Here is a 22,413-nt window from a genome sequence, read left to right on the forward strand (position 1 = left end):
CGGCCCCAAATCTGACATAATCAATCAAGTTTTAAGTGGCACCGCGCGCGCTGCTGTGGCATGTCGGGACCGGCAGCGGCCGGACGCCGGAGGTGCGCAATGGCTTGTCCGCCTGCGCCCGCCGACGCAGCCCGGCCGCGGCCTGAAGACAGCAGCGGAGAGACTGAACAATGGGCCAACTGAGCGCCGAAACCCGCATCAAGGATCCCGATATCCGGTCTGTGATGGACAAGCTGCGCGCCGAGCACAGCGACTATGAGGTCGATACCGGGATCGACGGGCAGTGGGAATTCCGCACGCATTACGGTTCGCTGAACACCGTGCTCGACAACCGGAGCGTCCTGATCCGTGTCCACGCCGAAGACGAGACCTGCCTCTCCTACATGAAGATGGGCGTTGCCGGCCATATCGCCGAGCATCTTGGCACGACGGCCGGCATCCGCTGGACCGGAGACGGAACCGACGCCGGCACCCCGGTCTTCTTCCGCGAGATCACGGTGATTTCCTCGACGCGCATTGCCGCCCATATGCAGCGCGTGCGCTTCGCGGCGAGCGACCTCGGCCGTTTCGCCCAGGGCGGGCTGCACGTCCGCCTGCTCCTGCCGCCGCACGGCAGGAAGCCGGTGTGGCCTTCGGTGGGGGCCGACGGTCTGCTGGTCTGGCCGTCGGGCGAGGACGCCCTCGTGGTCCGGGTCTACACGATCCGCGCGATCGACGTGGCCGCGGGCTGGGTCGATGTAGATTTCGTGCTGCACCCGGGCAGCGAAACGCCGGCCGCGACATTCGCCGAGAATACAAAAGCCGGCGACGTCATCGGCATGATCGGCCCCGGCGGCGGCGATGTTCCGGAGGCGGCGAACCTGCTGCTTCTGGGTGACGAGACAGCACTGCCGGCCATCGGCCGGATTCTCGATCGCCTCGCGCCTTCAACCCACGCCGAGGTGCTTCTCGAAGTCGACGGCCCGGCGGACGAGATCCCGCTGGCCGGCGGCGAGAACATCCGCATCACCTGGCTTTACCGGCACGGGCGCGAAGCCGGAACCGCGGGCCTGCTGCCCGATGCCTTGCGCAAGATGGTTCCCGCCTCCCTGCCGCCGGACCTTTATGTGTGGGCAGGCTGCGAATTCGGCGACTTCCGCGAGTTGCGGAAGCTCGTGCGTAAGGAATGGGGGCTGAAGAAGGACCGGCACCTGGTCGTCGCCTATTGGCGGCGCGGCGTCTCGGGCGAAAGCGACGACGAGTAGCTTGCCTGTCCGACCGGCCACTCAGCGCCGGTCGGACACCATCGCAATCGCGGGCACGGCCAGGAGCGCTACGACGCCTGCACCGGCAAAGAAGGCGCCGTAGCCGAAATGCTCGGCGGCATAGCCTGCCACGACGCCGCCAGCCATGCTCACCAGCGCGTCCATGCACTGGAACAGCGTGAAATCCACGCCTGCCTGCCTCGGATCGGACCAGCGCATGAATTGCGCATAGAGCGCCACGAAGCCCAAGGCCAGGATGCCGGACGAACTGGCGATCGCGACGCCGAACAGGACCGTCCTGGACAGGCCGCCCTGAAGGTCGAAAACCGAGAAGTAGAAGAGCGACGCCGCCTGCAGGACGAGGGCCGCCACGAGAACGTTGCGCACCCCCCACGGCTTGACCAGCGCGCCGCCGGCAAGGGCGGCGGCGACCCCGACGAACATGCTGCCGACGCCGTTGAGGAACCCGATCGCCGACAGGTCGAGCCCCGCATCGACAAGGAACGGGCCAAGCATTACCAGCCCCACCTTCTGGGCGACGACGTAGATCGCCGCGGCCGCAAGGCCGCGCCGGATTTCGGGACGCCGCAGCGCGGCGGCCAGCGAGGGAACGTGCTCCCGCGTCTCGTCGGGCATGCGGCGAGCCGGACCCAGCACGAACGGCAGGCCAAGCAACAGCACCAGCAACGCCATGGCCCAGACGGCGACCCGCCAGCCGGAAGCGTCGACGAGCACGAGAAACAATCCCCCGCCGATGGCCGAACCGAGATAGGCGCCGCCCACCTGCGCGGCGTTGCCCCAGCCATGGTTTTCCTTGGCAAGGCTCTGCACCGCAAAACCGTCGCAGGCTATGTCGACCGTGGAGGCGGCGAGGGCCACAATCGTGAGACAGGCGAGCACCGGAACCAGCGAGGCCGGCCCGGCCGCGCCGACCGCGATCAGGCCTAGGACGGAGATGAGGCCGCCGACGAGCACGACCATCCCGCTCCGGTTTCGCCCGGCTGGCGGAAGCCGGTAGCGCTCCACCGCCGGCGACCAGAGGAATTTGAGCGCCCAGGGCAGGGCGATCAGCGAAACCAGGCCGATGCGGTCGAGCGATACGCCTTCGGCGCGCAGGACTGCCGGCAGGCCGGCCCATGTGATGCCGCCGATGACGCTCTGCGCCACGTAAAGCCCGCCGATCGCCAGGAACAGGGCAAAAGGCGACGCCGCCTTGGGGGCTGGAGCGTGCATCAGAAGCGGTACCGGAGGCTGCCGAACACGGAGCGGCCTTCGTCCCAATAGCAGTTGCCGACGGTGCAGACCGGCTTGCGCTCGTCGAGCAGGTTCTTGGCGTTGACCTGCAGCATCAGCCCCTCCATGTCCGGATTGAGCGCGCCGAAGTCATAGGAGAGCGCGGCATCGACGAAGAAGCGATCGTCGTTCTTGAAGGAATTCAGGTCGTCGCCGTAGCTCTCGCCGACGTAGCGGACGCCGGCGCCGAGCCCGAGGCCTTCCATTGCACCATCCTGGAAATCGTAATGGCCCCACAGCGACACGATGTGGTTGGGCGTGGACGAGAGCTCTTTGCCCACCGTTCCCGGCAGACCCTTTTTGATCTCCATCTGCATGTAAGTGTAAGAGCCTATGAAGGACCAGCCATTGTCGAACGACGCGCTGCCCTCCAGCTCGAAGCCGCGGGACGTAAGATCGAGCTGGCGCTGCCGCTGGTTGCCGGCGTCGTCGAAGGTGCCGTCCAGCACGACGCCGTCCGTCTGGTCGATGTCGAAATAGGCGGCGCTGATGATCGCGTTGGTGTCCGGGATCTCGTATTTGACGCCGAACTCCATCTGTTCGGCAGTGGTCGGCTGCGCGACCTGCCTCTCATTGGTCTCTCCGTCGTAGACGAAGCCGAGATTCGGCGAGAACGAGGTGGAATAATTCGCGTAGGGGATGATGCCCCATTCGGTCCTGTAGGACAGCGCGACACGGCCGGAGAAGGCGCTGTCCTTCTGGTCGGTCTCGCTCATCAAATAGTCGACGCTCTGCGAGATCGACCCAATCATGGCGACCGCTGAGAAAGAGCGTCCAGTCGTTCCACTCCAGCTGGTCATGCAGGTAAAGGCCGTACTGGTTCATCTCCTGGCTGCCGGAGAAGTAGAACGGCTGATCCTTGATGTCGTCCACGGACAGGACCGAGGACGCCGCCTCGGCGTCGTAGTTGGACCAGGCATAGTCGAAGCCGGCCACAGCGGTATGCTCGACGGGACCGGTGTCGAACTCGAACTGCGCCATATTGTCGACGACGAAGTTCCTGACATTCTCCTTGTAGTGCCCCCAGTAGCGGTCCGGCGGCGCCGGGTTGAAGCCGCTGTATTTGAGGTCGGCGTCGACCCCGCTGTAACGGAGGTTCTGGCGCACCGTCACCACGTCGTTGAAGCGGTGCTCGAATTCGTAGCCGATGCGCCCCTGCTTGTTGGTGAAATCGTTCCAGTCCGGATCGCCCGAATAGATGTCGGATACGGTGCCGTAGGACGGATTGTGGAAGAACGCCGTGCTGCCGGTCACCGACTGGGAATACTCGCCGAGGATGGTAAGCTTGGTGTCCTCGTCGGGATTGAAGGTGATGGCGGGCGCAAAATAAGCCTTGTCGTCGGCATAGCCCGGGAGATCGGTGTCGGCCAGCCGGCCAAGCCCGGTCATGCGATAGAGGATAGTGCCCTCCTCATTGGCCGGCCCGGAGAAATCGAACGCCGCCTGATAGCGGTCGTAGCCGCCGAAAAGCACTTCGACCTCACGGAACCGCTCTTCCTTCGGCCGCTTCGTGACCAAATTGACGATGCCGCCGGGGCCGCTGACGCCGTAGAGCGAAGAAGCGGGGCCTTTCAGGATGGTGATGCCTTCTATGCCGTATGGCTCGGTCTTGAACCAGGCCGAGGGGCCGTTGTATTGGCGCAGCCCGTCGCGAAAGATGCCGTTGTGGTAGGCGGGGAACCCGCGGAGATAGAAGGCGTCGTAGCGGCTGTCGAAGCCGAAGCTGTTGGGATTGGCGCTGGCGGTGTAGCTGAGCGCCTCGTTCAGCGTCCGCGGCTTCTGGTCTTCGATCTGGTCCTGCGTCACCACTGAAATGGCCTGCGGGATCTGGACGATCGGCGTATCGACCTTGGTGCCGATGCGGTCCGTCTTGGCGACATAGCCGTCCTGCACGAGGATATCGTCGCTCTCGGCCTCCACGCTTATCTGCTCGAGCACGGTGACGCCGCGTTCGTCCTGCGCGTAGACCGGATGTGCCATGACAAAGGTAGCCACGCCTCCCAACAGCAGCGGCTTCAACCGGCTCGTCATCGTCTGCCCTCGCATCAAGTCTCTCCGCGTCACGTTTTGGAATCGCGACAGGCCGTCACAAATATGACTAATCGAGTCAAGTTATTTTTGGACGCTCTCAACAGTCTTGCGCTGCCGCGCCACAATGCCGTTGCAAGCGCGCCACGGATCGGTCGTGCTGGCGCCCAACTCGGAACCTATTTGCATGCGGTTGATTGGGGTCGGGACGGGACTGCCGCTGTGGGAGAATTTTACGATGTATCGCCAACCAAAAATCCTGGCGGGGACCGCGCTTGGCCTGCTCATGGCCTGCGGACCGCTGGCAGCCATGCCTCTGCCGGCGCCGTCAATGGCGCAGGAAACCGTTCCGCTGGTGCTCGCGGAAGAAAGCCGGGGAGCCGAGGTTCTCAAGAAAAGGCGGGCCGAGAAGACGCGAGAGAAGGCGCAAGAGAGGGGCGAAGAAGCCGCCGAGAGCGAGAAGAAAAGCGAGCAGCCCGGCAAGCGGCGCGTCAAACGCGAAGACGAGATCCTCAAGGGAACGCCAGGCCGAATCCAAGCCTGCCGAGGAACCGCGGCGCAAGCGGCGGGCGGAGAAGGAAGCCGCCCCGGCCGATGAACCCGCACCACGCCGCAAGCGCGAGGCGGCGGAGAAGCGCGAGCCTGCCGAGGAGCCTGCACCGCGCCGCAAGCGCGAGGCGGCGGAAAAGCGCGAGCCGGCCGAGGAGGCTACTCCGCGCCGCAAGCGGGAAGCGGCGGAGAAGCCCGAACCCCGGAAAGAGAAGCCGGCCCGGCGGGCCGAACGTGAAGAGGCGGATCGCGACGAGGCCGTGGCGCGCGAGAGACGCGAGCGCCGTGAGCGCGAAGTGATTGTCGAGCGACAGCGTCAGGAAGAGCGCGAACGAGCGGAGGCGCGACGGGAGCGCAACGCGGAGGAACGCATTCGCGAGCGCCGCGAGCGCGAGAACGTTGCCGACGAACAGCTCCGGGAAGAGCGCGAACGGGCTCAGGCCCGCGAGCGCGATGCGGAGGAACGTATTCGCGAGCGCCAGGCCCGCGAGAGAAGGGATGAAGACGAGGCGGCGCGCTCGGAGGACGAGGCCCGCGAGGAGCGCCGGGACAGAAGGCGGGTTTTTGACAGCGACAAGGAGCGGCGGCAGGCGCGACGCGAACGTGAGCCGGGTCCTGTCGAGGTTCTACCCTTGCCGAGAGACGATCGCTCCGCGCAGAGAGACCATCGTCCGCGAGATAAGGCCCATCGACGAAGCCGGGGTTCGCGTCGAACGCCGCGAGCGCCGCCGCGAAAGGCCGGAGGGCGTCGAGATCCTGCGCGAAATGGGCGACCGGCTGATCCTGCAGTTCGGCGACCAGATGATGGTCGAAAGCGACGACCGCCGACGCCTGTCGCGCGGCGCCCGGGAGGTCTACACCGAGGAGCTCCGCAACGGGCGCATCCGCGAAACGATCGTGCGTCCGAACGGGACGCGCATCGTCACCATCCGCAACGCCTATGGCGATGTCCTGCGCCGCTCCCGCTTCACCCCGGACGGCTACGAGCAGGTGCTGTCTTATGTCGACGAGTCCGACTACGACCGCCTGCGCGAGTGGCGCGATCCCGGGCTCGACCTGCCTCCGATCCGGATCGACATTCCGGAGGACGAGTACATTCTCGATGCTTCCGGCGACTACGGCGCCGACGACTACTACGCGTTCCTCGACCAGCCCCCGGTGGAGCAGGTCCAGCGGATTTACTCGGTCGACGAGGTGAAGCGTTCCGCGCGGGTGCGGGACATCGCGCGCCGGGTGGACCTCGACACGATCACCTTCGAATTCGGTTCGGCCTCGATCGCCGAATCGGAAATCGAACGGCTGGAAGGTCTCGCCAACGCGATGGACCGGCTGCTCAAGGAAAATCCGGCCGAAACCTTCCTGATCGAGGGCCATACCGACGCAGTCGGCACCAATGCCGCCAATCTGGCGCTCTCCGACCGCCGGGCCGAGGCGGTGGCGCAGGCGCTGACCGACGTATTCGGCCTGCCGCCGGAAAACCTCACAACGCAAGGATATGGCGAGGAATACCTGAAGATCGACACGGATGAGCCGGAGCGGGAGAACCGTCGCGTCGCCGTCCGCCGTATAACCGCGCTGGTGGCGCCCGTGGCCAGCGCCGACTGAGCCCGGCGGTATGCGTCAGCCTGCGTGACGCAGGCTGACGCCGCTCGCCTGGTCGAACAGCACCACCTTCTGCGGATTCCAGGCGAAGCGCACCGCTTCCTCCAGGGCCACCTGGGTCCTCGCCGGCACGGTGGCGCGGATCATCGCGTCGCCGACGCGCAGGGTCAGTATCTTCTCGACGCCGTGGTTTTCGACGTCGTGTATGTGCGCCTCGACCGGCGCGCCGGGCTCCAGATAGATGTCCTCGGGCCGGATGCCGAAGGTAAGCGGGCGTCCCTCCGACGGCGCGGCGGCCTGCGGCGCGCCGGCATAGGGCAGCTCGAAGTTCATCGGCGCGACGATCGCCCGGCCGCCCGACAGCTTGCCGTCCAGGAGGTTCATCGGCGGCGAGCCGACGGAACGCGCGACAAATGTGTTCCTCGGATTGTTGTAGATCTCGTTCGGCGTGCCGGTCTGCACCAGATGGCCGTTGTTGAGCACGCCGATCTTGTCGCCCATCGACATCGCCTCGATCTGGTCGTGGGTGACGAACAGGAATGTCTGGCCGAGATTCATCTGCAGGTTTTTCAACTCGGTGCGCAGCGCCTCGCGCAATTTGGCGTCGAGTGCGGAAAGCGGCTCATCCATAAGGAAGACGCGCGGCTGGCGCACGATGGCGCGGCCGATCGAAACGCGCTGCATCTCGCCACCCGACAGCCGGTCGGTCTTGCGTTCCATAAGATGCTCGATGCGAAGCGTCTTTGCCGCGCGGGCGACGCGCTCCTCGATCTCCTTCGGTTCGATACGCCGGATTTTCGACTTCAGCGGGAATTCGAGGTTCTGGCGCACCGTGTAGCGCGGATAAAGCGAATATTGCTGCAGCACCAGCGCAACGTCGCGCTCGGCCGCGCCCCAACTGCCTACATCGACGCCGTCAATGAAAATTTGGCCCTCGGTCGGCGCTTCCAGGCCGGCGATGAGCCGCAGCGTCGTCGTCTTGCCCGCCCCGGTCTCGCCCAGAAGCACAAAAAACTCGCCGTCGGCGATATCGAGATCGAACCCCTTCAGCGCGGTGTGGTTCCCGAATTTCTTGGTGATGTTTTTGAGCTGGATATGGGCCATTATCCGATCCTCGGCGCCAAGCTGAAACACCCCTCATCCGCCTTCACTTCGTTCAGGCACCTTCTCCCACAAGGGGAGAAGGTAAAATCTGGCGTTAACTCCACTGCCAATCGCCGACCCGAGTGATTGGTAGGATCAGGAATGGCAAACTCCCCTTCTCCCCTTGTGGGAGAAGGTGCCTGAACGAAGTGAAGGCGGATGAGGGGTGCTGGACGGGGCGCAAATGCTGAAAAATCACAGCCTCACCCCCAGCGAATTGCCGCTCTCCGTGTCGAAGAAATGCGCCTGCGCCGGATCGAGGCGCGCAAAGACGCGGTCGCCGGCATTGGCGACATAACCGCTCCTGGTGCGGGCGCGCAGCATCTGCGAGCCGACCTTGAGGTCGACGATGTCGTAGGAGCCGAGCGGCTCGATGATGTGCGCCTCGACCGGCAGGTAGCCGTCTTTGGCCTGCTTTTCGACGAGCACTCCCTCTGGGCGAATACCGAGCGAAAGCCCGCCGGAAGCGGCCTTGCCGTTGAGCTTCGACAGCAATTCCCTGGGGAAGCCGAACCCCTCGGCGGAACCCTCGACCGTGACCTTGGCCGCGCCTGCGGATCTCGGACACGGTGGCAGCGGCGACGTTCATCACCGGGCTGCCGACGAACTGCGCGACGAACAGATTGGACGGGTGGGCATAGACTTCGGACGGCGTGCCGACCTGCTGCAGGATACCCTCATGCATGATGACGATGCGGTCGGCAAGGCTCATCGCCTCGATCTGGTCGTGCGTGACATAGATGGTCGTCGACCCCTGCTTCAGGTGCAGCCGCTTGATCTCGGCCCGCATCTCCTCGCGCAATTTGGCGTCGAGCGCTCCGATCGGCTCGTCCATCAGCATCGCCTTCGGCCTTCTGACCAGCGCCCGGCCGATGGCGACGCGCTGCATGTCGCCGCCGGACAGCGCCGATGGCCGCTTGTCGAGGAGATGGCCGATCTGCAGCGTCTTGGCCACGTCGCGCACCTCGCGGTCGATGTCGGCCTTGCTGGTGCGCGTGGCGCGGAGGGGAAAGGCGATGTTCTCGTAGACCGTCATGTGCGGGTAGAGCGAGAAGGACTGGAACACGAAGGCAATGTCGCGATCGGACGCCTTCGTGTGCTGGACCGGCTTGCCGTCGATCAGTATGTCGCCTTCGTCGATCGTCTCCAGCCCGGCGATGGCCCGGAGCGTGGTCGTCTTGCCGCAGCCCGACTGACCGAGCAGCACGATGAATTCGTTGTCCTCGATCTTCAGGTTCAGGTCCTTGATGACCTGCACCGCGCCGAAATATTTCTGGATGCCTCTGAGTTCGATCTGGGTCATGAGTGACCTTCTTTGCGCGGAACTTCCACGTCCTCCGGCACGATCTTCGAGCCGAACCAGTTGGTGAGCATGAATGTCACCAGGCCCACGATGATGATGGTCAGCCCGTAACGGTGCAGGAAGAAATTCCATGGCTGGCAGAGCGCGACGATGCCGAGCACCATGACGATCTCGGCAATGCGCTGGAGTTTGTCGCTGCGGATCATTTGCGGATCGCTCCGAAGGACATGCCGCGCAGCAGGTGGTTGCGCAGGAGGAAGGTGAAGATCGCGACCGGCAGCAGGAACAGGAAGGTGCCGGCGGCGATCACGGTCCAGTCCGGCAGGCCGGAGCCAACCTGGCTTGGAATGAAGGGCGGCGCGGTCTGGGCGCGGCGGTTGGTCATGATCAGCGCAAACGCGTATTCGTTCCAGGCCGTGATGAAGCAGAACACCGCCGTGGCCGCGATGCCGGTTGCGGCCTCGGGCAGCACGACCTTGAAGAAGGCCTGCATGCGCGTGTAGCCGTCCACGAGCGCCGCCTCCTCGTACTCCTTGGGAATTTCATCCATGAAGCCCTTCATCAGCCAGACCGAGAAGGACAGGTTGAAGGCCGTATAGAGAATGATCAGGCCCCAATGCGTGTCGTTGAGGCCGACCACGCGATACATCAGGAACATCGGTATCGCGACCACCACCGGCGGCAGCATGCGTGTCGACAGGATGAAGAAGAGCAGGTCGCCCTCGCCCTTCACCTTGAAGCGGGAGAAGCCGTAGGCCGTGAAGGTGCCCATGCCGACGGCGAGCACGGTCGAGGTTATCGCCACGATCAGCGAGTTCATGAAGCGGTCGGGATAGCCGGATAGTTGGACTTCGCCGCGGCCCGAACGCACGACCTTCTCGCCGCCGTCGAAGATCAGGCGCTCCCACCACGGCGCCGCCTCGTACTCCTCCGGCGAGGGCGGTGCGCGCAGTTGCGAACGCTTGGTGAAAAGCTTCACGAATGGCGAAATCTCCGGCGTGAACACGATGGTAGGCGGAATGGTGGTCGCCAGATTGCGCGGTTTGAAAGCCGTCGCGGTGATCCAGTAGATCGGCGCCAGGAAGATCAGCGTGATCAGCAGGACGGCGACGATCGCGACCCGGTTGAGCGCCACTTCGCCCGATGTGCGGACTGCCGCCATCTCAGCGCTCCTTCACCTTGTTCAGGTACTTCACGTAGATGTTGGTGATGGCCAGCACCATGATGAGCACGATGTAGGCCAGCGCGCAGGACATGCCGGTCTGCCATTCCTGGAACGCCATCTTGTAGAGGCGGATCGAAATGACCTCCGTCGTCGGCTGGCTGGACAGGATGTAGGCGAGATCGAAGGTCTTGAACGCCTCCATGGTCCTGAAAATGATCGCGATCATCAGGATCGGCGCGACCAGCGGCAGGGTGATGCGGAAGAAGGTGTACAACGACCCGGCGCGATCGATCGCCGCCGCCTCATAGAGATGTTTCGGCACGGCCGAGAGGCCGGCGAGCGAAAGCAGCATGACGAAAGGCGACCACATCCAGATGTCGGTGATGGCGATGGCGTAGAGCGCCATGTCCGGGTTGGACAGCCATTCGAAATTGCCGAGGCCGAGCACGTAGTTGATGACGCCCCACGAAGGATCGTAGAGCAGTTTCCAGAACAGGCCGACGACCGCCATGGACAGCATCATCGGCAGGAGCAGCAGCGTCGTGATGAGCCCCTTGAAGGGGATCGCCCGGTTGAGCAGCATTGCCACGCCGAAGCCTACAAGAACCTGGCCGGTGACCGAGACGATGACATATTTCGCGGTGATGGCGAAGTTCGACCAGATGAACGGGTCGTTGAGCAGCGCCCGGTAATTCGCGAGGCCGACGAATTTGGCCGGCGCGTTGGTCGAGGCGCGGAAGTCGGTGAACGAATAGCCCAGCGAATAGATCAGCGGGAAGATATTGAAGACGATCAGGAACACGATCGTCGGAATGATGAAGAGGTTGCGGATCGAGATGTCGCTCAGGCCCCGCGAGGCGGCGCGCGATTTCGGATCCAGCGTGGTCATGACGGCAGTGGCCAAAACTCTCCTCCTCTGAGAGCTCCAAAAGAAAACGGAGGGGACGGGCGCGCCCCCTCCGAGCGTTTATGCCGCTTATTTCACGCGGTTGTACTTTTTGAAGGTCGCGTTCCAGTCGGCTGCGAGCGCGTCCAGCACTTCCTTCGCCGTACCCTGGTCGCCGGTGATGAAGGGATAGACGCGCTGGTTCATTGCGATCAGCAATTCGGCGTATTCCGGCGTCGCCCAGAAGTCCTTCACCTTGAACATGGTCTCGTAGAAGGCCTTGTTGTAAGGCGTGGCGTTCTGGAATTCAGGCGACTCCAGCACCTTGGCGCTGGCGGTATAGCCGCCGAGCTCGGCCCACTTCTTCTGGGTCTCGTCCTTGATGAACCATTCCAGGAACTTCATCGCCTCTTCCTGGTTCTCGGAATAGCTGACGACGGAGATGCCCTGGCCGCCGAGCGCAGCGTACTGGTCGCCGTTCGGTCCGGGCGGGTTGGCGAAGAAGCCGGTGCCCTTGGCGTTCGGGTTCGAGGCTTCGTTGATGAGAGCCGGGAAGAAGGCGAAGTAGTTCATGCTCATCGCCGCCAGGTTCTCAGTGATCGCCTGGTTGTCTTCGATGAAGAAGCTCTTGGCCCAGCCCGGAGGGGTGAAGCTGTAGAGTTCCTTGTAGGCTTCGAGCGCCTTGACGTTCTGCTCGGAGTTGATGATGCCGTCGACCTTGTAGTTGGCGTAGTCGCCAAGCTCGCCGCCGAAGGAGAAGATGGCATTCTCGACGCCCATCACCAGCGCGTCATAGGAGTTGTCAGTGTAGATGGCGACGCCGTAGCGCTTCTCGTCGGGGCGATGGAAGAATTCGGCGATGTCGCGAAGCTGTTTCCAGTCCTTCGGAACGCCGAGGTCGTAACCGTATTTCGCCTTGAAGGCTTCCATTTCCTTCGGGTCTTCGAACCAGTCCTTGCGGTAGGACCAGCCGACTGCGTCGCCTTCCGCAGGAACGGACCAGTACTTGCCGGAATTCGAAGGATATTCGGCGTAGTATTTCACCGTCGCCGGGGCCATCACCTCGGTGAGCTTGTGCTTGTTGAAGAACTCCGTGAGGTCGACGTAGTGGCCGCCTTCCGAGGCGGCGCCGATCCACTGCGAGTCACCAACCACCATGTCGTACGCCGATCCCTTGGCGTTGAATTCGGTGAAGGCCTTGGTCTGGAAGTCCGACCACGGGGTGGTCTCGACGGTCACCTTCACGCCGGTTTCCGCCTCGTATTCGTTGACGAGTTCCTGCAGATAATTGGCCGGATCCCATTCGGCCCAGAAGATCGTCAGTTCCTGCGCGAACGCCGATGTTCCGCAGGCAAGGGTAAAGCCGATACCGGCGAGAATGCCGGTTACTGTCTTGCGCATTACAAGTTCCTCCCTTGTGTGCATTCTATATCGTCTGCAAGCCGGCTCTTTCCTCGTGCCGACCTGATAGTCCTCCTGCCGCCGCTCGCGGTCCCCGGTCCTCTCCGTCACTATTTGAACCGATTTAGGCGCGTTGCCTCCCAGCGCGTCCTCCTCAATCTGGTATTACCAATCCAAAGCTGCCGTCAAGCGGTTTCTTCCGGCTTCCGACCGGCTTGAAACACCCCTGCAGCTTCAATTTATCTTCATTCTCACCTGCTTACGTGCCGCCGTAGCGACAGCAGGCAAAAGCCTCCCATTTCTTGAGAAGAAGGGCAAGCGGCATGCAGCGCTATCTGGTAGAACCAGTTCCGCCCGCATCGCCTACGTCCCCTTCCCGCTCTCGGCTATGGCGCCACGCACCAGCGTCGCCGCCGCCCATTGCGCGACCGCCCTCGTCCGCTCGCCGTCCAGACCCCAAATGTCCTTCAGAACGATCAGGACTTCAACGCCGAAAACGAGCGAAAGCGCCTGCGACAGGCGATCGAACTGCCTTGGGGCAAGCTTGCCGCGCAGCGGCGCCATCGCGTCGCGCAGGAGATCGACGCGATGGCCGCGCGTGAACTGCGGTTCCGTCCCCAGTGTCCCCGCCTGCCGCCGCGCCCACTGGTCGAGCGACAGCTTCAGCGCGGCCTTGAAGGTGGCCTCGAATTCCTCGATGCGTGGCAGCGAGGTGTCGATGAGGTCGGCGACGCGCGCCTCCGGGTCGGCGGAATCCGAACGCCAGGTCAGGATCGGGCCGAGGCCCTCGTCGACCACGGCGTGGATCAGCGCCGCCTGGCTGGGAAAATAGCGGTAGGCCGTGGCCCGCGATACGCCCGCCGCCTCGGCTGCCTCGCTGACCGACGGGGTCGCGCCACCCTGCATCAGGCGCGTCGCCGTCTCCAGCATCAGGCGTCGCGTGCGGGCCCTGGGACCGCGTTCGACGTCGTCGATCGTTGCCGGCTGTTGACGTGAGACTTCCATACCAATACGATACGCTCGTCTCAAAAAATTGCAACGCCTGATTTTGCGGGACAGCGCGGCAACGGGAGTCGGCGGAGGAGCGTCGTGAAGCGCATCTATGTGGTCGGCACGGCCGACACGAAGGGTGAGGAACTGGACTTCCTCGCCGAACGGATCACTGCTGCGGGCGGAAAGCCGGTGCGGGTCGACATCGGCATCACGACGCCCGCGCGGCCTGCGGACATCTCCGCCGCCGAAGTGGTGGCCGGCGCTCCCGACAGCATCAAATCCGACATCGCTTCGGGCGATCGCGGCCGCGCGGTCGCGGCGATGGCGACCGCCTTCGCCGGCTTCATGAAAACACGCGACGACATGGGCGGCATCATCGGCATCGGCGGCGGCGGCGGCACTTCGATCGCGACCGCCGGCATGCGCGAATTGCCGCTCGGCTTGCCGAAAATCATGGTCTCGACGCTCGCCTCCGGCGACGTCGCTCCCTATGTCGGCGTGTCCGACATCATCATGGCGCCGTCGATCACCGACATGGCCGGGCTCAACCGCATCAGCCGCGCCGTGCTGCACAATGCGGCGCAGGCGATCGTCGCCATGGCTTCCAATCCTGCCCCCGTCATGGCCGGCAAGCCGGCAATCGGACTGACCATGTTCGGCGTGACCACGCCCTGCGTGACGGCAATCAGCGAAGCGCTGCGCGCCGACTACGATTGCCTCGTCTTCCACGCCACCGGAACCGGCGGGCGAACCATGGAAAAGCTCGCCGATTCCGGCATGCTCGCGGGCGTCATCGACATCACCACGACGGAAATCTGCGACCTCCTGTTCGGCGGCGTGCTGCCCGCCGGCGAGGACCGGCTCGACGCTATAGCGCGGACGAAAATCCCCTATGTCGGCTCGACCGGCGCGCTCGACATGGTCAATTTCTGGGCGCCGGAAACCGTGCCTGTGCCTTGGCAGGCGCGGTTGCTGTACCAGCACAATCCCAACGTCACATTGATGCGCACCACCGCCGAGGAATGCGGCGAGATCGGCGCCTGGATCGGCCGCAAGCTCAACGCCTGCGAAGGGCCGGTACGCTTTCTCATCCCCGAAAAGGGCGTTTCGGCGCTCGACATCGAAGGCGGCGCGTTCTTCGATCCCGAGGCCGACGAAGTGCTTTTCACGGCAATCGAAACAACCGTCACGCAGACGCGGCAGCGCCGGATCGAGCGGCTGCCTTTCCACATCAACGACCCGCAATTCGCCGAGGCCGCCGTCGTGGCGTTCCGTGAAATCGCCATACAATGAGAGCCTGAATGCCCGTAATCCCACGCCAGCAAATCCTTGAAAAATTCCACACTATGGTCGAACGCGGCCAGCCGATCGTCGGCGGCGGGGCCGGCACCGGCATCTCGGCCAAGGCCGAGGAGGCGGGCGGTATCGACCTGATCATCATCTACAATTCCGGCCGCTACCGCATGGCGGGGCGCGGCTCGGCCGCCGGGCTGCTCGCCTACGGGAACGCCAACGAGATCGTCAAGGAGATGGCCTACGAAGTGCTGCCGGTGGTGAAACACACGCCGGTTCTGGCCGGCGTCAACGGCACCGACCCGTTCGTCATCATGCCGCTGCTGCTTGCGGAACTGAAGACGATGGGCTTTTCCGGTGTGCAGAATTTTCCGACCATCGGCCTGTTCGACGGCTCCATGCGGCAAAGCTTCGAGGAAACCGGCATGGGTTTTTCGCTCGAAGTCGACATGATCGCCGAGGCGCATAAGCTCGACCTGCTGACCACGCCCTACGTCTTCAACCCGGACGAAGCCCGCGCCATGACAGAGGCCGGCGCCGATGTCATCGTCGCGCACATGGGCGTGACTACGGGGGTACGATCGGAGCGACCTCGGCCGAGTCGCTCGACGACTGCGTGGGCGAGATCGACGCGATCGCGGAGGCCGCCCGCTCGGTGCGGAGCGACGTTTTCGTGCTCTGCCATGGCGGGCCGATCTCAATGCCCGACGATGCAAAGTACATTCTGGACCGTTGCACCGGCTGCCACGGCTTTTATGGCGCGAGCTCGATGGAAAGGCTGCCCGCCGAAACCGCCATTCGCAATCAGACCGAGACATTCAAGGGGCTGGCGCTCGGCGCACCGGCGGCAAACAGGAATCGGGGAGGAGCCGCATGACCAGGGAACGGAATTTCGTCTATCCGAAAGAGGTAGACACCTTCGCCTTCGACTGGGGCAGGCTAGCGTTGACGGTGGCTCCGGAGGTGAACGGCGCGTCGCGGTTCTCCGGCGGCGTGGTCGATCTACAGAAGGGCCAGGGCCATGCCCGGCACAATCATCCCGGCGCGGAGGAGATCATCTTCGTGATCTCCGGAACCGGCGAGCAGATGGTCGAGGACGAGGAGGGCAATCCGGTGGTGAAGAAGGTTGGGTCGGGCTGCACGATCTATGTGCCGGAAAGCCGCTTCCATTCGACGACGAACACCGGCGACGGGCCGATGCAGCTTTTTGTCGTCTATTCGCCGGCTGGCCCGGAACTGGCGCTACGCGAGCTGCCCGATTTCCGGCTGGTGCCACCGGGTGGCTGAGAGGAACCGATGTCGCCGCTGCTGATCCTCTGGGGTAGGGCGATCGCATAAGGGCCTCAAATCGGGTGCGAGCGAACGTTTCGCCGGATGTCCATACCTGAGAGGATTCTGGCGCCCTCTGCGTTGAGGCATGGCAACTGTGTTTCAGGCATATGCTTTCTGGTCGCGTTGCATGGCGTTGAGGATGGTGAGGAGCTTTCTGGCTGCGGCGATGACGGCGAGTTTCCTGGAGCCGGAGCGGGCGGCGATGGCGCTGTAGAAGGCCTTGAAGCGCGGCGCAGCGCGGATGGCGCCGAGCGCCGCCATATAGAGCGCCTTGCGCACGCGCGGCCGGCCGCCGCGGATGGGGCGCCGGCCGCGCCGCGTTCCCGATCGTTGTTGCGCGGCGCCAGCCCGGCCAGGCTGGCGATGGTTTTGGGCGAACGGCCTCCGAGCTCGGGCAAATGGGCGATGAGGGTGAGCGCGGTGACGGGTCCGACGCCGGGGGCCGAGCGCAGGATGGCGAACGTGGCGGCGGTGGCGGCGTCGGCTTCGGCGATGGCGCTTGCGATGACCGCCTCGATGGTCGCGATGCGCTTGGCGAGGCAGGCGACGGCCGCCTCGATGTCGGCGATGACGTCGGGATCGAAGGCTTCGCCGAGATGCCTGGCCTCGCGGCCGAGGCCGGCATCGCCAGCACCAGGCGCAACCCCGTCCAGACCCGCCGCTTCGCCGAGGCCGGCGGGCTTCTGGCTAAGACCGACAAGCTCGACGCCCGCATGCTGTCCGACTACGGCCGCCGCTTCACCCCGGCGCCCGACCAGCCGCCGTGCCGCCAGCGCGAGCGCATCGCCGCCTTGGCGCGCCGCCGCGACCAGCTCGTCGAGGCCCGCGCCCGCGAGGCCAGGCATCTCGGCGAAGCCTTCGATCCCGACGTCATCGCCGACATCGAGGCGGCCGTCGCCTGCCTCGCCAAGCGCATCGCGACCATCGAGGCGGTCATCGCAAGCGCCATCGCCGAAGCCGACGCCGCCACCGCCGCCACGTTCGCCATCCTGCGCTCGGCCCCCGGCGTCGGACCCGTCACCGCGCTCACCCTCATCGCCCATTTGCCCGAGCTCGGAGGCCGTTCGCCCAAAACCATCGCCAGCCTGGCCGGGCTGGCGCCGCGCAACAACGATTCGGGAACGCGGCGCGGCCGGCGCCCCATCCGCGGCGGCCGGCCGCGCGTGCGCAAGGCGCTCTATATGGCGGCGCTCGGCGCCATCCGCGCTGCGCCGCGCTTCAAGGCCTTCTACAGCGCCATCGCCGCCCGCTCCGGCTCCAGGAAACTCGCCGTCATCGCCGCAGCCAGAAAGCTCCTCACCATCCTCAACGCCATGCAACGCGACCAGAAAGCATATGCCTGAAACACAGTTGCCATGCCTCGCTCTATCGGAAGTCAAAGGCGGTGGAGGGGGCGCTGCGAACCTCAAAAAGTGGATAGAATCCACCTCCATTTCGGCTCGTTCACAAAAATAACGGTTGCGGATCAATGGCATGACAGCCGGCGAGAAGAATTTCGCAGCCTGATTTGTTCACACCCTCTGCCCCTCGCGCATAATCTCCTCACCGTTCTGACGGGACCTGGTGCGCACCGGGTATCAGGCAGAATGGCGGTGACCTCCCGGCGTGGGTTCGGTATCCACGTCTCCGAGGGCGTCCGACGGGCCGGCATTCCGAGCGAAGCGTCAATGCTTCGTGCAAGGAAGGCGGATCATCCGCGCGTCATTGTCCATGGAAAGAACATGGAGCGGGGCGCGTGACCGGTCGACTGGGGCGACAGACACCGGACGGGCGGGCATGGGAGTGCCTGTTCTTTTTACGAATTCGTGCGGCGCTTTCCTGCCCGCCCGTCTTCCCGACTCCTGAGCCTGTCGAAGGGCTCGCAAATGGCCAGGGCGGAAACGCAGCGTGGCAATGAAGAACTGCGCTCCTCCCTTCTCCCCTTGTGGGAGAAGGTGGATTGGCGCGAAGCGCCAAGACGGATGAGGGGTGTTGGACGGAATGAGGCGACGGAGGTGGGGTTCTCACAATGCGATCAAGCGAGGACTATGGCACTCCGTCCAGCACCCCTCATCCGACCGCCCCTTCGACAAGCTCAGGGTCGGCCACCTTCTCCCAAGGGGAGAAGGAAGATAAATCTCGCCCCGGCGTCAACCACCCCGGTTCCACCCCCTGCCGCGAGCGCCGAACATTTCGTAGCCTCCGTCCTTCACCGCGACCGTGTCCTCGAGCTTGATGAAGCCGCGGGTCGGATGCAGCATCGTGGTCTCGACCGACAGCACCATGCCCGCCTCCAGCGGCCTTGCGGCGTCCACGCCCTCATAGGCGACCGGATGATTGGTCATCAGGAACGGCGCCTCATGGGTGATGAGCCCCATGCCGTGCGCGAAGAAATCGGTAAAGGCGGCGCTGGGCAAAATATTCAGCACATTTTCGGCATAGGCGATCATGTCGCCGCCCAGAACGCCGGGCGCGATCTTCGAAAAGGCTGCTTGCTGCACCGCTTCGATCTCAGCCAGCAGATCCTGCAATTGCTGGTCCGGTTCGCCGAGCACCGCCATGCGGCAGAGGTCGCCGATGTAGCCGTGATAATTGCCGCCCGAATCGAGCGACATCACCTCGCCGGGATGCCAGGCTTGCGGCGAGACCGCGCGGTTATGGCTCGAGCCCAGCGTCAGCAGCGCATATTCGAAGGTCAGGCCGCGATTGGTCTCCTCGCGCCGCAGCGCGTCGACGATCTGCCCCTTGGTCGAGCCCGCCCCATGGCTCGAAAACACCGCCAGCATGGAATCGGTGATGAGTTCCGAGGCAATGCGCAGCTTTTCCAGCTCCTCCGGCGTCTTCAGGGCCCGCATGCGCTCCAGCATCGAGGTCGCATCGACCAGCTTCGCGCCATCGAGTCCTTGCAGCACGCCATGCGCGTCGGCCGGCAGGAAAGGCGGCTCGATGCCGATCCGCGCACCGGCTTTGCCGATCTTCTTCAGGTGCTCGACCGCGAGGCCGCCAGCATCCATCGTGCCCCATGTCGCGGTGTGGACCGACGGCGTCCAGAACGGATTGTTGTGATGCTCGCCGCCTTCCATGCGGTTGCCGACATAGGCGGCATGCTCCGGCCGGCCCTTTTCGTAGATCACCACCGGCAGATAGCGGCTGTGCCCGATCGCATCCATGGCGGCGAAGAAGATGAATTTATAGCCGCCGAGCAGATACTGGACATTGTGCTTGGAGGTGGCGACCAGGACATCGATGCCGGCCTCTTCCATGAGGCGGTCGACACGGGCCTGATCGAACGGGATTTCTATGCCGGAACTCTTGCCGGAAGGTGCGTTCATGATCTCTCTCCCTGGCTGCATATAACTGGTAGGACCAGTTATATGCAATATCCAGACGGCGTCCGGGAGGTCTCAGAGTCTGTTTCGAAACTCGCTATGGTGAGTCATATGACGGTGTTTTCGAGAACCGGAGCGGAGCGGACATTCGGGTCCGTGAGCACCGGAAGCGCAGAAAACGCCGGCAGATGACCGCCAGAGTAGAGTTTCCAAACAGGCTCTCAAGCCGCCTTCGATTCCCGAATCGCCGCACGCTTGCGGGCAAGCTGCAGCCCGGCAATGACGGCGGTAACCGCCAGCGCGGCTCCAATGGGAATCAGGCTGGACGGCTGCTCGGCCTTTTTCAGCACTGCCGTGACGTCGTAGCCGACATCGAGCCCGATGCGCTTGGCGTAGGAGCCGAAGTCGACATTGGTGATCATCAGCGTATCGCCGGCCGGCGTGACGGTGAGGCCGATGCGGCGCAGCCGCTCTAGCGGCTCGGCCGGTTCGCCTAGCGGCACGTTGACCGTCTTGCGCACATCGTCGCCCATCAGGTCGATGCCCTCGACCACGAAGTTCAGCCGACCGCCGTCCGGCGCCTGCTCCACAGCCGAAAGGAATTCGCTCGCCGGCAGTTCCTCATAGGGCGGAGACACCTGGTTCAGCCACCAGTCCGGCCGGAACAGGGTGAAGCAGACCAGCAGCAGGACGGCGCTTTCCCAGAGCCGGCTCTTCGTCACGAAGAAGTTCATCGTCGCCGCCGAGAAGATGAGGATAGCGGCGAGCGAGACCGCGGCGACCCAGAAGATATGCGGCCAGGTGTCGACGCCGATCAAAAGGATCGCCGGATTGAAGATGAAGACGAAGGGCAGGATAGCGGTTCTGAGCGAATAGAGCGCGCCCTGGAACCCGGTGGCGATAGGGTCTTCCTTGGAGATCGCCGCCGCCGCGAAGGCGGCAAGCCCGACCGGCGGCGTGATGTCGGCCATGATGCCGAAATAGAAGACGAAGAGGTGCACGGCGATCAGCGGGATCGCCAGCCCGGCCTGCGAGCCGAGATCGACCACCACCGGCGCCATCAACGTCGCAACCAGTATGTAGTTTGCGGTGGTCGGAATGCCCATGCCGAGCACGAGGCTGATCGCCGCGATCAGGATCAGCATCAGGATGACGTTGCCGCCCGAGATGAACTCGACCAATTCCGTCATCATCAGGCCGAGGCCGGTCAGCGTGATGGTGCCGACGACGATGCCCGCGGTGGCGGTGGCGATGCCGATGCCGATCATGTTGCGTGCGCCGAGCGCCAGCCCGTCGATAAGGTCCGCGCCTGCAGCCCAGGTCGCGGCGGTCAGGTTCTCATGCCGGAAAATCGCCATCAGCGGCTTGCGGGTGGCGACGATGCCGAGGATCGTCACAGTCGCCCAGAAGGCCGACAGACCTGGCGAAAGCTGCTCGACCATCAGGCACCAGAGCAGCACAGCGATCGGGATCAGAAAATCGAGCCCGGTCCGGGTCACGTCCCAGGCGCGCGGCAATTCCAGGATCGGCGCGTTCGGGTCGTCGAGCGCCAGATCGGGATGGCGCGACGAATACCAGATAGTCGCGACGTAGAGGACGATGCCGGCAATGGCGAGCACGGTCGGTGCGGCCGCGCCAAAGGCCGCCTGTATGGCGGCGATCCCGTAATAGAGGATGCAGACCGCAAGAATGCTGCCGGTGAGCCCGATCCCCATGCGCAGCCATCGTTCGCGCCTTGGCGTCGGGCGCTGCGGGATCGGCTTCATGTCCAGCTTCACCGCTTCCAGATGCACCATGTAAAGCAGCGCGACGTAAGAGAAGACGGCCGGCAGCAGCGCGTGCTTGACGATCTCCGAATAGGGAATGCCGACATATTCGACCATCAGGAACGCCGCCGCGCCCATGACCGGCGGCATGATCTGGCCGTTGATCGATGCGGACGCTTCGATTGCGCCAGCCTTCACGCCGGAAAGCCCGGTGCGCTTCATCAGCGGGATGGTGAAGATGCCACCCGAGACGACGTTCGATACGGACGACCCGGAGACGACGCCGTTCAGCGCCGAGGAGACAACGGCGACCTTGGCCGGACCACCGCGCAGATGCCCAAGCAGGGCGATCGATATCTGCATCATCCAGTTGCCGGCGCCGGCCTTTTCCAGAAGCGTACCGAACAGCACGAACAGGAAGACGAAGCTGGTCGAGACACCGAGCGCTATGCCGAACACGCCTTCGGTCGTCAGCCATTGGTGGTTCAGGAATTTGATGAGCGAAGCGCCGCGATGCTGGATCACGTCCGGCATGTACTGGCCGGCGAAGGTGTAGAAGATGAAAACGCAGGCGACAACCACCATTGGCAGGCCGAGCGCCCGGCGCGTCGCTTCGAGAAGAAGCAGGATGCCGACCGTGCCGGTGACGAGGTCGAGCGTCGTCGGCTGGCCCGGCCGCCCGGAAAGCTGGACATAGAACAGGAACAGATAGGCGCCTGCAAAAGCGCCGGCGAGCGCCAGGACCCAGTCCAGCAGGGGCACGCGGTCGCGCGGGGAGGATCTCAGCGCCGGATAGGCGAGGAAGGTCAGGAACAGGGCGAAGCCCAGATGGATGGCGCGGGCCTCGGTGTCGTTGAGGATGCCGAAGCCGAAAACGAAAGCCAGGGGCGAGGCGTACCAGAGCTGGAACAGAGACCAGGCGACCGCCACCCAAAGCAGCACCTGTCCGGCTAGCCCGGCCGCATGGCGGCCGCCCGTATCGGCCTCGGCGACCAGCTGTTCCAGCTGTTCGAGATCGACCTCGGCCGGCTGTTCCTTGACTTCGCTCATGACGCCCTCCCTTTTTATGGATTGTCGCCGGCGGGCTCCCCTCGAACCCGCCGGCCT

17 protein-coding genes and 3 pseudogenes are annotated in these 22,413 nt (G+C 64.2%); 7 read left to right on the forward strand and 13 right to left on the reverse strand.

Features of this window, described 5'->3' with window-relative positions:
• Positions 1–170 precede the first annotated feature (170 nt).
• Positions 171–1,244, forward strand: a complete 1,074-nt coding sequence (locus ACG873_RS24470; protein ID WP_394888393.1) for a siderophore-interacting protein — start codon at positions 171–173, stop codon at positions 1,242–1,244.
• Positions 1,245–1,265: 21 nt separating this feature from the next.
• Here the strand turns inward: ACG873_RS24470 and ACG873_RS24475 are convergent, their stop codons facing one another.
• The 3 genes from ACG873_RS24475 to ACG873_RS24485 are packed head-to-tail and all read right to left on the reverse strand — an operon-like array spanning position 1,266 to position 4,583.
• Positions 1,266–2,477, reverse strand: a complete 1,212-nt coding sequence (locus tag ACG873_RS24475) for an MFS transporter (RefSeq protein ID WP_394888394.1) — start codon at positions 2,475–2,477, stop codon at positions 1,266–1,268.
• Entirely contained in the window at positions 2,477–3,205 is a 729-nt protein-coding gene (locus ACG873_RS24480; RefSeq protein ID WP_394893681.1) for a TonB-dependent receptor domain-containing protein, read from the reverse strand. Before ACG873_RS24480 ends, ACG873_RS24475 begins: the two co-directional genes overlap by 1 nt.
• The gene (locus ACG873_RS24485) at positions 3,108–4,583 is read right to left on the reverse strand and encodes a TonB-dependent receptor plug domain-containing protein (RefSeq protein WP_394888395.1); all 1,476 of its coding nucleotides are present in this window, start codon (positions 4,581–4,583) and stop codon (positions 3,108–3,110) included. Before ACG873_RS24485 ends, ACG873_RS24480 begins: the two co-directional genes overlap by 98 nt.
• A 220-nt stretch (positions 4,584–4,803) precedes the next feature.
• Here ACG873_RS24485 and ACG873_RS24490 point away from each other — a divergent pair, with 220 nt between their 5' ends.
• Positions 4,804–5,163 carry a hypothetical protein gene (locus ACG873_RS24490; protein WP_394888396.1) on the forward strand — a complete coding sequence of 120 codons (360 nt, stop codon included), beginning with the start codon at positions 4,804–4,806 and terminating at the stop codon, positions 5,161–5,163.
• A gap of 515 nt (positions 5,164–5,678) precedes the next feature.
• Complete coding sequence (locus ACG873_RS24495; protein WP_394888397.1) at positions 5,679–6,719, forward strand: OmpA family protein; 1,041 nt, start codon at positions 5,679–5,681, stop codon at positions 6,717–6,719.
• Between the two features lie 15 nt (positions 6,720–6,734).
• Here ACG873_RS24495 and ACG873_RS24500 read toward each other — a convergent pair whose 3' ends face one another.
• From ACG873_RS24500 to ACG873_RS24530, 7 genes and pseudogenes are all read right to left on the reverse strand, one after another.
• Positions 6,735–7,820 carry an ABC transporter ATP-binding protein gene (locus ACG873_RS24500; RefSeq protein ID WP_394888398.1) on the reverse strand — a complete coding sequence of 362 codons (1,086 nt, stop codon included), beginning with the start codon at positions 7,818–7,820 and terminating at the stop codon, positions 6,735–6,737.
• Between the two features lie 234 nt (positions 7,821–8,054).
• Positions 8,055–9,162, reverse strand: a pseudogene (locus ACG873_RS24505) (ABC transporter ATP-binding protein).
• A complete protein-coding gene (locus ACG873_RS24510) occupies positions 9,159–9,368 on the reverse strand; it encodes a hypothetical protein (protein ID WP_394888399.1) in 210 nt (69 codons plus the stop codon). The pseudogene ACG873_RS24505 and the gene ACG873_RS24510 overlap by 4 nt, the downstream one beginning before the upstream one ends.
• Entirely contained in the window at positions 9,365–10,324 is a 960-nt protein-coding gene (locus ACG873_RS24515; protein WP_394888400.1) for a carbohydrate ABC transporter permease, read from the reverse strand. The genes ACG873_RS24510 and ACG873_RS24515 overlap by 4 nt, the downstream gene beginning before the upstream one ends.
• Before the next feature lies 1 nt (position 10,325).
• Positions 10,326–11,231, reverse strand: coding sequence for a carbohydrate ABC transporter permease (locus tag ACG873_RS24520; protein WP_394888401.1), 906 nt, complete (start codon positions 11,229–11,231; stop codon positions 10,326–10,328).
• A gap of 72 nt (positions 11,232–11,303) precedes the next feature.
• The gene (locus ACG873_RS24525) at positions 11,304–12,614 is read right to left on the reverse strand and encodes an ABC transporter substrate-binding protein (RefSeq protein WP_394888402.1); all 1,311 of its coding nucleotides are present in this window, start codon (positions 12,612–12,614) and stop codon (positions 11,304–11,306) included.
• Positions 12,615–12,977: 363 nt separating this feature from the next.
• Positions 12,978–13,619, reverse strand: a complete 642-nt coding sequence (locus tag ACG873_RS24530; RefSeq protein WP_394888403.1) for a TetR/AcrR family transcriptional regulator — start codon at positions 13,617–13,619, stop codon at positions 12,978–12,980.
• Between the two features lie 84 nt (positions 13,620–13,703).
• Between ACG873_RS24530 and ACG873_RS24535 the strand changes: the two genes are divergently transcribed.
• The 3 genes and pseudogenes from ACG873_RS24535 to ACG873_RS24545 all read left to right on the forward strand — a co-directional run bounded on the left by ACG873_RS24535 (position 13,704) and on the right by ACG873_RS24545 (position 16,187).
• Positions 13,704–14,900, forward strand: coding sequence for a Tm-1-like ATP-binding domain-containing protein (locus ACG873_RS24535; RefSeq protein ID WP_394888404.1), 1,197 nt, complete (start codon positions 13,704–13,706; stop codon positions 14,898–14,900).
• Between the two features lie 8 nt (positions 14,901–14,908).
• Positions 14,909–15,777, forward strand: a pseudogene (locus tag ACG873_RS24540) (phosphoenolpyruvate hydrolase family protein).
• Positions 15,774–16,187, forward strand: a complete 414-nt coding sequence (locus ACG873_RS24545) for a cupin domain-containing protein (protein WP_394888405.1) — start codon at positions 15,774–15,776, stop codon at positions 16,185–16,187. Before ACG873_RS24540 ends, ACG873_RS24545 begins: the two are co-directional and overlap by 4 nt.
• A 144-nt stretch (positions 16,188–16,331) precedes the next feature.
• On the opposite strand, the pseudogene ACG873_RS24550 reads toward ACG873_RS24545, so the two are convergent.
• Positions 16,332–16,630 (reverse strand): annotated as a pseudogene (locus ACG873_RS24550) (transposase).
• On the opposite strand from ACG873_RS24550, the gene ACG873_RS24555 reads away from it, so the two are divergent.
• Complete coding sequence (locus tag ACG873_RS24555; RefSeq protein ID WP_394888406.1) at positions 16,631–17,575, forward strand: transposase; 945 nt, start codon at positions 16,631–16,633, stop codon at positions 17,573–17,575. It begins immediately after the preceding pseudogene.
• A 786-nt stretch (positions 17,576–18,361) separates the two neighbouring features.
• On the opposite strand, the gene ACG873_RS24560 is transcribed toward ACG873_RS24555, so the two are convergent.
• Together ACG873_RS24560 and ACG873_RS24565 are read right to left on the reverse strand one after the other, a co-directional pair.
• Positions 18,362–19,543 carry a M24 family metallopeptidase gene (locus tag ACG873_RS24560; protein WP_394888407.1) on the reverse strand — a complete coding sequence of 394 codons (1,182 nt, stop codon included), beginning with the start codon at positions 19,541–19,543 and terminating at the stop codon, positions 18,362–18,364.
• A 218-nt stretch (positions 19,544–19,761) separates the two neighbouring features.
• Positions 19,762–22,356: a TRAP transporter permease gene (locus tag ACG873_RS24565; protein ID WP_394888408.1), complete on the reverse strand. Its 2,595-nt coding sequence runs from the start codon at positions 22,354–22,356 to the stop codon at positions 19,762–19,764.
• Positions 22,357–22,413 lie beyond the last annotated feature (57 nt).

The organism is Allomesorhizobium aridi (assembly GCF_043769475.1).
Classification (GTDB): Bacteria; Pseudomonadota; Alphaproteobacteria; order Rhizobiales; family Rhizobiaceae; genus Allomesorhizobium.